Genomic DNA, 14,771 nt, shown 5'->3' with positions numbered 1-14,771 from the left:
CCTCACGGTACAAAAGTGGGGCGCTCAGCGCCAGTCCCCCTGGTCCACGTACTGCAACAGGCCCCATGTGAAGTGCGCGACCACCCTCGCGCCGCCGCCGGGCGGCGTCAGCGCCACGCGGGTACGGCTCGGCGCGTCCGGCGGCAGCGGTTCCGCGGGCGGGAAGGCCCTGGCCGCGTCGTCCACCGTGCACGACCACGGCCTCAGGTCGGCCACTTCCCGCAGCCTTGGCGCCGGCGCTTCCGGGGCCCGTACCAGCCACTCGTTCCACACCGCCGAGCCGCTGCCCGGTGCGCACAGCACCTCGAATCTCAGGTCCGGCCACAGGGGCGTCGGCCAGCGCAGGGCCCGGCACGTCAGGTCGCCGATCCGCCGCTCCTCCTCCGTCTCCGGAGGGCCCAGCGCCGTCCTGTACCTCCGCTCACCGGTCGGGAACGTGCGGGAGTGGACTCTCGCCTGCCATCTCTTGTGCGCCTCCCGCGCCTGAGCGTGCGTCGCTCCCAGCGACCGGAGCGCCTCGTCCACCAATTCCGGTTGGTGGTCCGCCATCCTTCGCAGCAGCACCAGCTGGAACTCCGCGACCCCGAACGCCTGCGTGACCATCCCCCGACCCTAGAACCTCCACCCCCGCGGCACTGGCCGCGCCCCATGAAGGTCGCCTGGCCGCGCGGCGCCCTTGCGCAGGGCCTGCTTGGGGGGGGCGCGGGGAACTGCGCGACCAGCCCCACCGGGCTGTCAGCCCGAAAACAACAGCGTCTGCCCCGCTGGGGCCGGTTCTTCAAGGCGGGCCACCGCCGTGGCCGAGCGCGCAGTTCCCCGCGCCCCTGAAAAGATCGGCTCGCCGCCCGGACGAAAGGCGGTGTGCCCCGTAAGGGGCGTGGTGAGGTGCGGGAGCGTCGTGGCGGCGCCCCGGGGTCTTGAGGGGGCACCCGGCCTTCGTAGAGCGGCGCTAGCTGGTTTGGTGTTCGAGGGTGGAGCGGGTTTGGGGGCCGTAGACGCCGATGGGGTCGCCGCGGACGCCGTACCAGACCTGGAACATGGCGACGGCCTCGCGCACCCCTTGGTCGTAGGAGCCGTTGACGTGGCCGTGGTAGACCCACACGTCGCGGAGCCGCTGCTGGAGATCGGAGACGGCGGCGCCGGTGTCGCCGAGCTGGAGGATCTTGGAGGCGGGGGAGGTCGGGGTGACGGGGGGCGTGGTGGGGGCCGGGTCGGCCGGCGCGGCGGGGGCGGACGGCGTGGAGCCGGTCGTGGCGGGCGCGGCGGGGGCGGACGGCGCGGAGCCGGTGGCGGCGGGGGCCGTCGTAGAAGGGGACGGCGACGCCGTGGCGGTCTCGGGCACCACCGGCGCGGCGGAGGTCGTGGCCGGCGCGGGCGTGTGGCGCGGGGTGCCGACGGCCACGGTGCCCACGACGGCGGTGGACTCCGTCGGCAGCTCGACGTCCGGCATCGAGGACGTCCGGTCCGGCGGCAGCGCCCGGTCGGTGCGCGGCTCGTCGCCCATGACCTGTCCGGTGACAGCGACGGCGCCCGCGGCCAGCGCGGAGGCGGCGACCGCGGCCGCGGCCACCACCAGGCCCCGTCTGCGGCGCCGGTGCCTGCCCCGGTCCTGGTACAGCCCGGTCCCGGCCGCCGCCCCGGCGAACGCGGCCGGGGTCCCGGCCTCGGCGTCGCCCCGCGGCGCGTACTCCACGCCGGAGTACAGCGCGGCGAACAGCCCGACATCGGCGGTCTCGGGACCGCCGTCGCCGGGCGCCAGCAGCGGCCGTACGGTCGTCTCGCCCGCTTCCCCGTCCGGCTCGGCGACGTAGGGGCGCATGCGCAGCGGGTGGAAGCCCTCGGTGGCGGCGAGCGCGGCGGCCCGCGCGGCGGAACGCTCCGCCGCCCGCGTCTCCCCGCCCTCGTCCTGCTCGCCGGGGAGGCCGGGCGGGCCCGGTTCGGCCGAGTCGTCCCAGGTGACCAGGGCTCCCGGCGGCACCAGCTCGCTCGGCGGCGGCGCCGGTGGCCGCAGGGCGGTCACCTCGGGCGAAGCGTGCGGCACCCCGGGCACGACCGGTATCCCCGCCGAGGACGCCTCGGCGTCCACCTCGCGGGCAGCGTCCGGCTGCGGCGCCACTGGTTCCCCTCCCGGCCGTCGTTCGCATTTCGCATATTCGCAAAGACGTGCCGATTATGCCCACCTCCGGCGGCGAGCGCAGCCCGCTGACCGCACAAGTGGGCGAGTATCGGAGGCCAAAGTCGTACAAATGGTGGGAATATAAGGTTCCGACCGTCGGGGGATGACGCGAGGAGCCGTTCCATGGCCCAGGACACCACGACCGCCGCGGGCCCGGCGGCGGCAGAGCCGGGGCAGCACCAGGACAAGCGAGCAGTACGGATCGCGATCAGCGCCCTGGCGCTCGGCATGCTGCTGGCCGCCCTCGACCAGACCATCGTGTCCACCGCGCTGCCCACGATCGTCAGCGAACTGGGCGGCATCGACCATCTGTCGTGGGTGGTGACGGCCTATCTGCTGGCGTCGACCGCGGCCACCCCGCTGTGGGGCAAGCTCGGCGACATGTACGGCAGGAAGCGGCTCTTCCAGACCGTCATCGTGATCTTCCTGATCGGCTCTGTGCTCTGCGGAATCGCCCAGAACATGGGCGAGTTGATCGCCTTCCGGGCCCTCCAGGGCCTGGGCGGCGGCGGGTTGATCGTGCTGTCGATGGCCATCGTCGGCGACATCGTGCCGCCGCGCGACCGCGGTCGCTACCAGGGCGTGTTCGGCGGGGTGTTCGGCGCGGCGAGCGTCCTCGGGCCGCTGCTGGGCGGGGTGTTCACCGAACAGCTCTCCTGGCGCTGGGTGTTCTACATCAACCTCCCCATCGGGATCATCGCGCTCGCCGTGATCGCCGCGGTGCTGCACATCCCGGTCCGCCGTACGGCCCACCGGATCGACTACCTCGGCATGGCGGTGATCGCCGCCGCGGCGACCTGCCTGGTGCTGATGACCTCGCTCGGCGGCACCACATGGGCGTGGAGTTCGGCCGGGATCATCGGCCTCGCGGTCGCCGGCGTCGTCCTCATCGCGCTGTTCGTGGCGATCGAGCGCCGCGCGCAGGAGCCGGTGCTGCCGCCGAAGCTGTTCCGCAACCGTACGTTCCTGCTCTGCTCGGTGATCTCCTTCATCATCGGCTTCGCGATGTTCGGCGCGATGACGTTCCTGCCGACCTTCCTCCAGGTCGTGCACGGCTTCTCGCCCACGCTCTCCGGCGTGCACATGATCCCGATGGTGATCGGCATGCTGCTGTCGTCCACGGTGTCGGGGCAGATCGTCAGCCGCACCGGCCACTACAAGGTCTTCCCGATCGCGGGCACCGGTGTCATCGCCGTCGGACTCGTCCTGCTGCACACCATGGACGAGACGACCAGCACCTGGGTGATGAGCCTGTACTTCCTGGTCTTCGGCCTCGGTCTCGGCCTGGTGATGCAGGTGCTGGTGCTGGCCGTGCAGAACGCCGTCGGGTACGAGGACCTGGGCTCGGCCACCTCGGGCGCCACCTTCTTCCGCTCCATCGGCGCGTCCTTCGGCGTCTCGCTGTTCGGCACGATCTTCGCCAACCGCCTTTCCGACGAGCTGACATCGGCCTTCGCGGGCAAGTCGCTGCCCGCCGGGGTCAATCCGGCGCAGTTCCAGGCCGACCCGACGGCGGTCGGCAAGCTGCCCGCGGCCGTCAAGGGGCCCGTGCTGCACGCGTATTCGAACTCGATCACCACCGTCTTCCTGTGGGCGGTGCCGATCGTGCTGGTCGGCTTCCTGCTGGCGTGGCTGCTCAAGGAGCAGCCGCTGCGGGGCACGGTGACCGTGCCGGACGCCAGCGAGACGCTCGGCACCAACCCGGTGGAGCGGTCCTCGCTCGACGAGATCGCCCGCTGCCTTTCGCTGCTCGGCAGCCGGGAAGCCCGCCGCGACCTCTACACCCGGATCACCGGCCTGGCCGGGCTCGACATCCACCCCGCCACGAGCTGGCTGCTGCTGCGGCTGGCCCACGACGGCGAGGGCGACCCGGTCGAGCTGGCCGCTCGTACCACCGTGCCCGCCGAGGTCATCGAGGCGGCGGCCGACGAGTCGCAGTCCCGCGGCTTCGCCGTACGCGACGGCGGTCCGCTGGTCCTCACCGCGTCCGGACACGCGCTGGCCGGACGCCTGACCGAGGCGCGGCGCACGGTCCTCGCCGATCTGCTCGGCGACTGGGACCCGGCCGCCCACGCCGACCTGGCCGCCCTGGTCACGAAGCTGAGCGGCGAACTGTGCGGCGGCGACGGGGACCGCCCCGAGGGCCGTACGCGGCACCAGCCGGCGGCCGGCGGTACGCCTCCGGCCTGAGGGTTCGAGCCCGTCGTCCTGAAGCCGTCCGTTTGCGGTGCCTGGCAGTGGCAAGCCGAGCAGGGAGAGAACGTCACTGTCTGACGACCCGTAGGAACGGGAGGCACGCCATGTCCACCGGAGCGACTGTAGCCATCGTCGTAGTGGCGCTGATTGTCCTGGCGCTGATCGCGACCCTGGTGATGAGGGGCGACGGTACGGGAGGTGTGGGTTCGGGAGCGCGGCTGAAGCATCGCTTCGGACCCGAGTACGACCGCGTGCTCGAACGGCACGACGGCGATGTGAAGGCCACCCGGGCGGAACTCGCCGAGCGGGTCAAGCGCCACGGCGACCTCGAACTGCGACCCGTCTCCGAGCAGGAGCGGGAGCGGTACACCGCCGATTGGACCGCGCTCCAGGCGCGGTTCGTGGACGAGCCCGTCGCGGCGGTCGGCCAGGCCGACGCGCTGATCGGAGAGATCGCCGCCGACCGGGGCTTCCCGGCCGCGCAGGAGCCGGAGCACTTCGACGCGCTGTCCGTCCACCACCCGCACGCGGTGCACGGTTACCGCCAGGCCCACACGCTGGTCGACCCCGTAGGGGCCCCCGGTTCCGCGGCGCCGCAGAAGCGGCAGTCCACGGAAGACCTGCGCAAGGCGCTGCTGGGCGCGCGAGGGCTCTTCGACGAGCTGATGACCGAGAGCGCGCGCGGAACGAAGAACACCACGGAGCGGGCGGACGAGGCCTACGAGCCCGTCGTGGAGCACGACGCCGCGGCCGACGAGGACGCGAAGGCGGGCGGTCGGCGCGGTGCGCTCGGCGGCCGGTTCGCGGCCCTTGCCGGCGGGCGGCGGGAGCACGACGACGCGGACGAACGTCTGTGACGTTCGGCTGGGCGCCGCTCGACCCCCCAAGCGGGGTGCACCACCCTGCGCCGGCCGGACGAGTCGGCTCAGCAGGACCACGGACAGGGAGATGAAGCGATGAGTGACCGCGACACCGAGAAGACCGGTACCGACCGGGCCGAGGCCGAGAAGACCGAGGCGGAGAAGGCCGCGACCGGCACCGACAGGACCGGCACGGACCGCAGCGGCGCGGACCGGACCGGCACGGAGCGCAACGGCACCGACAGGATCGGGTCCGGCAAGACCCGGACGACCACGTACGGGACCGGGAGCGGCACCGGGACCGGGACCGGGTCCGAGTCCGACAGGGCCGAGGCCGGCACCGGGAGCCGGAGCGCCTCCAAGGCGTCGTCCGGGACCGACAGGCCCGGCAGACTGGACAGGCCCGAGTTCTCCGAACAGCGGGAGAAGGAGCCCGAAGCGGCTTCCTCCACCGGCTCGGGCACGTCGGCCCGTTGGACCTCGGGGGCCTCCAAGTCCTCCGAGACCGCTGAGGCCGCTGAGCCCGCTGAGCCCGCCGGGACCTCCGGGTCCGACACCGGGCGGGCGACGACCGGTACGGGTACGGGTACCAGCGCGAGCACGTCCGTACCGGCGCCGCGTACCCCCGCCGAGTCGACGACCGGGGCCACCGCGACCGAGCCGGAGGCCGAGCGCACGTCGGGTCCCGGCACCGGGACCTCGGCGTTCGCCACCAAGCCCGGCACCGCCTCCGAGACGGAGACCACGTCCACGCGTACGGACACGTCCACGCACACGGACACGTCCACGCCTGCGTCCACGCACACGCACACGGACACGTCCACGACCGCGACGGACAGCACGTCCGGTGCGGCCAACGGCGGGGCCGAGGAAGTGGACCGGCTGAGCCGGCGGATGGACCGCGCGGTCGGCGGCTTCGTGGATGATCCGAAGCGCGCCGTGCGCGAGGCGGACGCCGTACTGGACGAGGCCGCCGCGCGGCTGACCCGGTTGCTGGAGGAGCGGCGCACGGCGCTGCGCGGGTCGTGGCACGGCGACGACGGAAGCGACGGCACCGGGACCGAGGAGTTGCGGATCGCGCTCACCAAGTACCGCGACATGACACGGCAGTTGCTGACGACCGGCATCTGACGCCGGAGCCGGAGCCGGAGCCGGACCGGACCGCGCGCGGGCGCAGGCGCGCGGCCGATCGCTGACGACAGCGGACGGGGGCTCTCACCTACGGTGAGGGCCCCCGTAGTCGACTCGCAGTTCCTTGACGCCGTTGATCCACGCCGAGCGCAGCCGCCGCGGGTCGCCGAGCAGCCGGATGTCCGGCAGATTGTCGGCGATGGCGTTGAACATCAGGTTGATCTCCAGCTTGGCGAGATTCGCGCCGAGGCAGTAGTGCGGGCCGCCGCCGCCGTACCCGAGGTGCGGGTTGGGATCGCGCAGGATGTCGAACGTGCCCGGATCGTCGAAGACTTCGGGGTCGTTGTTGGCGGAGGAGTAGAACATCCCCACCCGGTCGCCCGCCTTGATCTTCGCACCGCCGAGTTCGGTGTCCCGGGTGGCGGTGCGCTGGAAGGACACGATCGGGGTGGCCCAGCGGACGATCTCGTCCGATGTCGTGTCCGGGCGCCGCTCCTTGAACAGTTCCCACTGCTCGGGGTGGGTCAGGAACGCGTGCATGCCGTGGGTGATGGCGTTGCGCGTCGTCTCGTTGCCCGCGACGGTCAGCACGAGCACGAAGAAGCCGAACTCGTCGGAGGTCAGGCTGCCTTCGTCGGACGCGGCGACGAGTTTGCTGACGATGTCGGCGGCCGGGCACTGCTTGCGGGCGGCGGCCATGTTCATCGCGTACGAGATCAGCTCCATCGCCGACTCGGCGCCGATCTCCTCGGTGATGGCGAGTTCCGGGTCGTCGTACGCGGCCATCTTGTTCGACCAGTCGAAGAGCTTGAGCCGGTCGTCCTGCGGCACGCCGATGAGTTCGGCGATGGCCTGGAGCGGGAGTTCGCACGCGACGTCGGTGACGAAATTCCCCCGGCCCGCCTCCGCCGCGCCGGTCACGATCCGCTGGGCCCGGGCCCGCAGCGCGTCCTCCAGGGCCCGTATCGCCCGCGGTGTGAAGCCGCGCTGGACGATCTGCCGCAGCCGGGTGTGCTCGGGCGGGTCCATGTTGAGCATGATGAAGCGCTGCACGTCGATCTGGTCGCGGCTGATCCGGTCGTTGAAGCGGATGATCGCGGTGTTGGTGTACGAGGAGAAGACCTCCGGGTTGGTCGACACCGCCTTGACGTCCGCGTGCCGGGTCACCACCCAGTAGCCGTCGTCTCCGAAACCCGCGGTGTTGTGCGGCTGGGCGTTCCACCACACCGGGGCGGTCCGCCGGAGTTCGGCCAACTCCGGGAGGGGGACGCGATCCTGGTAGACGTCCGGATCGGTGAAGTCGAAGCCTTCGGGAAGCGCGGGACAGGGCATCGGCACTCCAGGTCTGACGTGTCATAAGTTGTCTGACGGTCCATCAGATATACGACCGAAGGTAGTAACGAGTTCCACAAGTCGCAAGGGCCGCGGGGGTGTGGATCGCGTACGGGAACGACGTGGGCCGTGCGCGACTCTTGCGCGCGCCGTACCGCGGGTAATAAGACTGCGGGAAGAACTAGAACGCGTACTAGTTTAGTTGAGAAGAGGACGAGCTTCATGGCCGCTGAACCCGTCATCGTCGAAGCCGTACGCACCCCGATCGGCAAGCGCGGCGGCGCGCTCGCCAACCTCCACCCCGCCTACCTGCTCGGCGAGACCTACCGCGAACTGCTCGGCCGCACCGGCATCCAGGCCGACGCCGTCGAGCAGATCGTCGGCGGCACCGTCACCCACGCCGGGGAACAGTCCATGAACCCCGCGCGCAACGCCTGGCTCGCCGTCGGCCTGCCCTACGAGACCGCCGCGACCACCGTCGACTGCCAGTGCGGATCCTCGCAGCAGGCCAACCACATGGTGGCCAACATGGTCGCCGCAGGCGTCATCGACATCGGCATCGGCTGCGGAGTCGAGGCCATGTCGCGGGTGCCGCTGGGCAGCGGCTCCAAGCACGGACCCGGCAAGCCGTTCCCCGACGAGTGGAACGTCGACCTGCCCAACCAGTTCGAGGCCGCCGAACGGATCGCCCGCCGCCGCGGACTCACCCGCGAGCACGTCGACCGGCTCGGCCTCATCTCGCAGGAACGCGCCGCCCGCGCCTGGGCCGAGGAGCGCTTCAAGCGCGAGACCTTCGCCGTCCAGGTGCCCACCACCGAGGACGAGCAGCACGCCGGGCTCGGCATGTGGCGGCTGGTCGACCGCGACCAGGGCCCGCGCGACACCACCATGGACGGGCTCGCCGGGCTCAAGCCCGTCATGCCCACCGCCGTCCACACCGCGGGGAACTCCTCGCAGATCTCCGACGGCGCCTCCGCCGTGATGTGGGCCTCCAAGAAGATGGCCCGCGCCCTGCACCTGCGCCCCCGCGCCCGGATCGTCGCCCAGGCCCTGGTCGGCTCCGACCCGCACTTCCACCTCGACGGACCCGTCGACGCCACCCGCGCCGTCCTCGGCAAGGCAGGGATGACGCTGCGGGACATCGACGTCGTCGAGATCAACGAGGCCTTCGCCTCCGTCGTCCTGTCCTGGGCCCAGGTCTTCGACCAGGACCTCGAAAAGGTCAACGTCAACGGCGGCGCCATCGCGCTCGGCCACCCCGTCGGCGCCACCGGCGCCCGGCTGATCACCACCGCGCTGCACGAACTGGAGCGCGCCGACAAGGAGTTCGCCCTGATCACGATGTGCGCGGGCGGCGCGCTCGCCACGGGCACGATCATCCAGCGGCTGTGAAGCACCGCCCGGACGAGCCCCGCGTGGGAGTCAGCGCTGCCTGCGGCCCTTGCGGCCGCTGAGCAGGAAGCCCACGCCGACGCTCGCGACGAAGAAGATGCTGACGATCAGCCACGTACTGGTGCCCGCCGATCCGCCGTCCTTCTTCGTGTCGCCGGTCGGGCTGGGCGAGGCCGTCGCGCTCGCCGCCGTCACGTGCGACCTCGTGTCGGGTGACGCGGCGACGGCGGACGGCGCCGCCGTCAGGGCGGCCAGTGCCAGGACGGCGACGGTGGCCACGGTGGTGGCGCGGCGGCGCAGGAGCATGAGGAACACCCTAACGTCCCGGTGCCGCGCTATACGGCCCGGTACGTCACCGGGTCGGACCCCGGCACCGGCTCGGCGCGCCCCGCCTTGGTCAGCCGCCGCAGGTGCGCCTCGGTCTCGGAGACGGCGATGGTCCGCGAGGACGTGGGGATCCGTGACCAGGGACGGTTCCAGGGCAGCGCCTCGGCGAGCTGCCAGGGGGTGCGGGGGCCGGGGGTGATGAGGGCGAGGAGCTCGGCCAGGCGCGCGGCGTGGTGCTCCAGGAGTTCGCCGACCCGGTCGGCCGCGCCCGCGAAGGCGTACTGGTGCGCCGGGAGCACCTGGGCGGGGGCCAGGCGGGCGATGCGTTCGAGCGAGTCGAGGTAGTCGCCGAGCGGGTCGGTCTCGACGACGGCGTCCGGGTCCTCGTACAGGCCGATGTGCGGCGAGATCTCCGGCAGGAGGTGGTCACCGGAGAACAGCCGGCGGCTCTCCTCCAGATACAGGCAGACGTGCCCCGGCGTGTGGCCGGGCGTCCACACCGCGCGCAGCCGGCGGCCCGCCAGCGGCAGCGGCTCGCCGGGGACGATCTCGCGGTCCGGCAGCGCGGGCGGCCGTCCCGGCAGCGCCTGCCCGCCGTACTCGCGCAGCGGCGCCAGGTGCTCCTCGGGCGCGCCCGCAGCCGCCAGCCGCGCCAGCAGGTACTCCACCCACACGCCCGGCTCGGCCTCCCGTGTGCGCCGCACCACGTCGATGTCGGCCGCGTGCATGGCGATCCACGCCCCCGACGCCTCCCGCACCCGCGCGCTCAGCCCGTGGTGGTCGGGATGGTGGTGCGTCACCAGCACCCCCAGGACGTCAGCCACCGACGTGCCCGCCTCCCGCAGCCCGCGCTCCAGCGCCGCGAACGAGTCCGGATGGTCCCACCCGCTGTCCACCAGCACCGGCCCGTCGTCGGTGTCGAGCAGATGCACCAGCGTGTACCCGAGCGGGTTGTCGGGAATCGGCACCGGCACGCTCCACACCCCGCCGCCGTGGTCGACCACCCGCCCCCGATCCTCCCGCCGGCCAGCCGTGCCGTGGTCCGCCATGGGATGGCTCCTCTCCGGCCGCCGCCGGGCGTGCCGCGTCCATTGCCCACTATAACGAGAACTGGTATCAGTTCTGACTGAGCGTCAGAAATGGTTCGAGCGGAGACAGCGAGAGCGGCGGAGGCGACAGCGATGAACGATCCCGGTCCTGGTTCCGACTTCATCGAGCACGGAAAGCTGTTCATCGGAGGGGCGTTCGTCGATCCGGCGGGGGACGGGGGGACGATCGAGGTCGTGTCGCCGCACACGGAGCGGGTGTTCGGACGGGTGCCGCACGCGTCGCGGGCGGATGTGGACCGGGCGGTGGCGGCGGCCCGCACCGCGTTCGACGAAGGGCCCTGGCCCCGCACGACGTTGGCGGAACGGATCGAGGTCGTCGGCCGGATCAAGGACGCCGTCCTGGTCAGGCACGAGGAGATAGCCCGGCTGATCAGCCGGGAGAACGGCTCCCCCGTCTCCTGGAGCGTCCTGGCCCAGGCGCTCGGCGCGATGATGGTCTGGGACGCCGCGATCACCGTGGCGCGCGACTTCCGTTACGAGGAGCGGCGGGCCGGAGCGCTCGGGCCGATCCTGGTACGGCGCGAGCCGGTCGGCGTCGTCGCGGCCGTGGTGCCGTGGAACGTGCCGCAGTTCACGGCGGCGGCGAAGCTCGGGCCCGCGCTGCTCGCCGGGTGCACGGCTGTGCTCAAGCCGTCGCCGGAGTCGCCGCTTGACGCGTATCTGCTGGCGGAGATCGCGCAGGAGGCCGGGCTGCCGGACGGGGTGCTGAACATCGTGCCCGCCGGACGCGAGGTCAGCGAGTACCTGGTCGGCCACCCCGGTGTGGACAAGGTGTCGTTCACCGGCTCGGTCGCGGCGGGCAAGCGGGTGATGGAGGTGGCCGCGCGTCATCTCACGCGCGTGACACTGGAGTTGGGCGGCAAGTCGGCGGCCGTGATCCTGCCGGACGCGGACCTGACGGCGGCCGTCGCCGGGATCGTGCCCAACGCGTGGATGAACAACGGCCAGGCGTGCGTGGCCCAGACCCGCGTCCTGGCCCCCCGCACCCACTACGACGAGATCGCCGAGCGGCTGGCGGCGGCGGCCTCCGCGCTGGTGGTCGGCGACCCGCTGGACCCGGCCACCGAGGTCGGCCCGCTGGTCGCGGAACGCCAGCGGCAGCGCTCCCTGGACTACATCGCGATCGGCCAGCGCGAGGGCGCCAAGGTGCTGACCGGCGGCGGCCGGCCGAGCGGCCTGGACACCGGCTGGTACGTCGAGCCGACGCTGTTCGGCGACGTCGCGCCGGGGATGCGGATCGCCCGCGAGGAGATCTTCGGCCCGGTGATCTGCCTGCTGCCGTACGACGACGAGGCCGACGCCGTACGCATCGCCAACGACTCCGACTACGGCCTGTCCGGCAGCGTGTGGACCTCCGACACCGAGCACGGCATCGACATCGCGCGCCAGGTGCGTACCGGCACGTACTCCGTCAACACCTTCAGCCTCGACATGCTCGGCCCCTTCGGCGGCTACAAGGACTCAGGTCTCGGGCGGGAGTTCGGGCCCGAGGGGTTCAGCGAGTACCTGGAGCACAAGATGATCCACCTCCCGGCCGACTACCCGGCCGCCCCGGCGCAGGAGGCCGCCGGGGCAGCGGGCACGGCGGGCGACACGGCGGGCGGCACCGACTGATGGGCGACCGCTGGCACGTGGACGTGGACCGGTCCGTCTGCATCGGCTCGGGACTGTGCGCGATCGGCGCCCCCGGCGCCTTCGTGCTGGGGGGCGTGCCCCGCCAGGCCCGCGCGGTGGAGGCGGAGGCGGACGCCTCGGAGGGCCTCCTCGCGGCGGCCGAGAGCTGCCCGGTGGAGGCCATCACCCTGACCGTGCAGGGGTCGGGAGAGCCGGTCTTCCCGCCGGAGGAGTGACCGGACGGACGGTGCGAACAGCCCGCCCGGCCGGAATCATCCGGCCGGGCTACCCGTCGTCACCCTTGCGGCCGTGCCCGGGCCGGACCGGCCCGGCCCGGGCACGGCGGCCCGGGACCGCCCCCGCCTCACCCGCCGCGTTTGATGGCCCGCAGGAAGCGGGCCAGCGCGGTCGGCGTCGTACACAGCACGACCCCTGGGTCGTCGCTCTCGCGGAGCAGGACCGCGCCGCCGTCCTCGGCCAGCTCGACGCACTCGCCCTGTTCCTGCGAGTACGTGGACTTCTGCCAAACGAGCGGCGCGGGCGCGATCATCGGCGGGCCTTTCAGAGGTCTTGGGAGATGTCGCGGATGAAGTCCCGTGACCGGGACTGATCCAGCGCAACCTCCGCGAGAGTGTTGTAGAGCACGCGGTAATTGGACAGATGCGGTGCCGCGTGCAGAAAGCTGATGCCGTGTGCGGAGTCGATCTGAACGGTGTCGAGCGGCCGTACCGGACCGCTCGCGTAGAGCATCGCGTGGCCGGAACCTATGTGACCGTCCACCGCGAAGGGGATCACCCGCACGCTGATGTGCGGCAGATGGCTCAGCTCCTGGATGTGTTCGAGCTGGGCGCGCGCCACCTTCCCGCCGCCGAACCGCATGCGCAGCGCGGCCTCGTGGATCAGCGCCTCGTACGGCGGCGCCGTCTCCCGGTAGAGCACTCCCGAACGCTCCATGCGCTGGGCCACCCGAGCCTCCAGCTCGTTGTCCGGCAACGGCGGGATGGCGTAGCCGAAGACCGTACGGGTGTAGTCCTCGGTCTGGAACACACCCGGAATGTGGGTGATCTGGATGGTACGGAGCCGGGTGGCGTGGTGTTCGAGCTCGGCGATGTCCAGCAGTCCGGCCGGTACGACGCCGCGGTAGGTCTCCCACCAGCCCTTGCGGCCCTGGCTGTTGGCCATGACCACGAGCGCGTCGATCAGCGCGGTGTCGCCGCACTCGTAGAACGCCGCGAGTCTGCGTAACCGCTCCTCGCTCACGCCGAGCCGCCCGGCCTCGATGTGGCTCACCTTCGCCGGGTCGGTGCCGAGCAGCCGCGCGGTGTCCCGCGCGGTGATCGCTGCGGCTTCCCGCATTTTCCGTAGCTCCGCACCGAGGCGCTCCTGGCGGGCGGTTGCGGTGCTTCTGAGCGGCATGGTGTCCCTTCTGAATGGTGGTTCCGAGTCTGCCGTTCCGCTCACGCGGGGTCCAGATCGTTTCTGGAAATTTCGGAGACAAGGTTGCAGTGGGGCATTATTGCCCCATATGCTGCGCGCGCTTACGCGCACGCGGACAGTCAACTCCCTTGAGGTGTAAGTGTGTTGACCGGGTATCGGTTACCGGCGATCCCGCTCCGACGGTACGACGCGCGACGGGTCGGCGAGGACCCGGTGAAGGTCCCGTGAAGGGGGCGTGAGGCCCCGGTCGCCGGGCGGTGGCGGCCGGAGACGGCCGCGATCTTCACCCGCGATCCTCGGCCGGGAGCGCGCCGGGCCGCGCCCGCGCGGGCGCTACTCGGGGGACGTCAGGTCGATCAGACGGCAGACCGTCTGGATGTCGATCTTCACCTGGGCGATCGAGGCCCGGCCGGAGAGCCAGGTGACCAGCGCGGAGTGCCAGGTGTGCTCGATGACCCGGACGGCCGAGAGCTGCTCGGCCGTGGGGGGCGCGTCCAGGCCCATCGCGTCCAGGATGATCGCCGTGGTCAGCCGCGAGACGGTGTCGACCTCGGCGCTGACCGAACGGTCGGCGAAGGTGAGGGCGCGCACCATCGCGTCGGCCAGATGCGGCTCGCGCTGCATCGCGCGGAAGGCCCGCATCAAGGTCTCCGCGACCCGGTCGGCCGGCTCGGCCGCCACCGGGGGCCGCTTGCGCAGCGTCCCGTGCAACTGCCCGAGCTGGTCCTGCATGGTCGCGACCAGCAGATGGATCTTGGAGGGGAAGTAGCGGTAGAGCGTGCCGAGCGCGACGCCCGACGTCTCGGCGACCTCCCGCATCTGCACGGCGTCGAAACCGCCCCGGCAGGCGAGCTGCGCGCTGGTGTGCAGGATGCGGCGCCGCCGCGCCTCCTGCCGCTCCGTCAGCGGCGGCGAGTGCGGCGCGGGGGAGTGCGACGGTACGCGCGGGAGCGGCGGGCCGGACGGCTTGGAGTCAGTGCTCATGTGTCCCATCCCGTGCCGTTCCCGTACCCGTTTGCGTGCCGGTCCGCGGGCCGGTCGGCCCGTGCCGCCGGTGTCCCGCGCTGCGTGCATGATGGCAGGGCGGGTGACGTGGTGCGAGTCACCCCCGGCCCGCACCGGGCCCCGCCCCCGGCGGCGTGATCCGACCGTCCGGCGGCCGGTGGACTGGCTTTCTGTACCATCAAGTCTGAAACT

14 protein-coding genes are annotated in these 14,771 nt (G+C 72.1%); 6 read left to right on the top strand and 8 right to left on the bottom strand.

What is annotated here, in order from left to right:
• Positions 1 to 24 precede the first annotated feature (24 nt).
• Positions 25 to 603 carry a hypothetical protein gene (locus tag ACFZBB_RS01035; RefSeq protein ID WP_391116537.1) on the bottom strand — a complete coding sequence of 193 codons (579 nt, stop codon included), beginning with the start codon at positions 601 to 603 and terminating at the stop codon, positions 25 to 27.
• A gap of 346 nt (positions 604 to 949) precedes the next feature.
• Positions 950 to 2,116 carry a peptidoglycan-binding protein gene (locus ACFZBB_RS01030; protein ID WP_391116535.1) on the bottom strand — a complete coding sequence of 389 codons (1,167 nt, stop codon included), beginning with the start codon at positions 2,114 to 2,116 and terminating at the stop codon, positions 950 to 952.
• A gap of 183 nt (positions 2,117 to 2,299) precedes the next feature.
• On the opposite strand from ACFZBB_RS01030, the gene ACFZBB_RS01025 reads away from it, so the two are divergent.
• From ACFZBB_RS01025 to ACFZBB_RS01015, 3 genes are all read left to right on the top strand, one after another.
• Positions 2,300 to 4,366 (top strand): DHA2 family efflux MFS transporter permease subunit, encoded by a 2,067-nt coding sequence (locus ACFZBB_RS01025; RefSeq protein ID WP_391116533.1) that lies wholly within the window; start codon positions 2,300 to 2,302, stop codon positions 4,364 to 4,366.
• Positions 4,367 to 4,476: 110 nt separating this feature from the next.
• Positions 4,477 to 5,229, top strand: a complete 753-nt coding sequence (locus tag ACFZBB_RS01020; protein ID WP_391116531.1) for a hypothetical protein — start codon at positions 4,477 to 4,479, stop codon at positions 5,227 to 5,229.
• A gap of 99 nt (positions 5,230 to 5,328) precedes the next feature.
• Positions 5,329 to 6,363, top strand: coding sequence for a hypothetical protein (locus ACFZBB_RS01015; protein WP_391116529.1), 1,035 nt, complete (start codon positions 5,329 to 5,331; stop codon positions 6,361 to 6,363).
• An 84-nt stretch (positions 6,364 to 6,447) separates the two neighbouring features.
• Here ACFZBB_RS01015 and ACFZBB_RS01010 read toward each other — a convergent pair whose 3' ends face one another.
• Positions 6,448 to 7,695, bottom strand: coding sequence for a cytochrome P450 (locus ACFZBB_RS01010; protein ID WP_391116527.1), 1,248 nt, complete (start codon positions 7,693 to 7,695; stop codon positions 6,448 to 6,450).
• Positions 7,696 to 7,917: 222 nt separating this feature from the next.
• Here ACFZBB_RS01010 and ACFZBB_RS01005 point away from each other — a divergent pair, with 222 nt between their 5' ends.
• Entirely contained in the window at positions 7,918 to 9,087 is a 1,170-nt protein-coding gene (locus ACFZBB_RS01005) for a steroid 3-ketoacyl-CoA thiolase (RefSeq protein ID WP_355345423.1), read from the top strand.
• A 30-nt stretch (positions 9,088 to 9,117) separates the two neighbouring features.
• On the opposite strand, the gene ACFZBB_RS01000 is transcribed toward ACFZBB_RS01005, so the two are convergent.
• Together ACFZBB_RS01000 and ACFZBB_RS00995 are read right to left on the bottom strand one after the other, a co-directional pair.
• Positions 9,118 to 9,393, bottom strand: a complete 276-nt coding sequence (locus ACFZBB_RS01000) for a hypothetical protein (protein WP_391116525.1) — start codon at positions 9,391 to 9,393, stop codon at positions 9,118 to 9,120.
• 29 nt (positions 9,394 to 9,422) lie between these two features.
• Complete coding sequence (locus tag ACFZBB_RS00995) at positions 9,423 to 10,463, bottom strand: MBL fold metallo-hydrolase (RefSeq protein WP_391116523.1); 1,041 nt, start codon at positions 10,461 to 10,463, stop codon at positions 9,423 to 9,425.
• A 132-nt stretch (positions 10,464 to 10,595) separates the two neighbouring features.
• On the opposite strand from ACFZBB_RS00995, the gene ACFZBB_RS00990 reads away from it, so the two are divergent.
• Entirely contained in the window at positions 10,596 to 12,137 is a 1,542-nt protein-coding gene (locus tag ACFZBB_RS00990; protein ID WP_391116520.1) for an aldehyde dehydrogenase family protein, read from the top strand.
• Positions 12,137 to 12,373 (top strand): 4Fe-4S domain-containing protein, encoded by a 237-nt coding sequence (locus ACFZBB_RS00985; RefSeq protein ID WP_391116518.1) that lies wholly within the window; start codon positions 12,137 to 12,139, stop codon positions 12,371 to 12,373. The genes ACFZBB_RS00990 and ACFZBB_RS00985 overlap by 1 nt, the downstream gene beginning before the upstream one ends.
• 128 nt (positions 12,374 to 12,501) lie before the next feature.
• On the opposite strand, the gene ACFZBB_RS00980 is transcribed toward ACFZBB_RS00985, so the two are convergent.
• The 3 genes from ACFZBB_RS00980 to ACFZBB_RS00970 all read right to left on the bottom strand — a co-directional run bounded on the left by ACFZBB_RS00980 (position 12,502) and on the right by ACFZBB_RS00970 (position 14,558).
• Complete coding sequence (locus ACFZBB_RS00980) at positions 12,502 to 12,687, bottom strand: DUF397 domain-containing protein (RefSeq protein WP_188285067.1); 186 nt, start codon at positions 12,685 to 12,687, stop codon at positions 12,502 to 12,504.
• 11 nt (positions 12,688 to 12,698) lie between these two features.
• The gene (locus tag ACFZBB_RS00975) at positions 12,699 to 13,553 is read right to left on the bottom strand and encodes a helix-turn-helix transcriptional regulator (RefSeq protein ID WP_188285066.1); all 855 of its coding nucleotides are present in this window, start codon (positions 13,551 to 13,553) and stop codon (positions 12,699 to 12,701) included.
• A gap of 354 nt (positions 13,554 to 13,907) precedes the next feature.
• Positions 13,908 to 14,558: a TetR family transcriptional regulator gene (locus ACFZBB_RS00970; protein WP_391116516.1), complete on the bottom strand. Its 651-nt coding sequence runs from the start codon at positions 14,556 to 14,558 to the stop codon at positions 13,908 to 13,910.
• Positions 14,559 to 14,771 lie beyond the last annotated feature (213 nt).

It is taken from the genome of Streptomyces sp. NPDC008139 (assembly GCF_042957025.1).
GTDB lineage: Bacteria > Actinomycetota > Actinomycetes > Streptomycetales > Streptomycetaceae > Actinacidiphila.
Note: the sequence above shows the minus strand (reverse complement) of the source record. Positions and strands in the feature narration are given on the sequence as shown.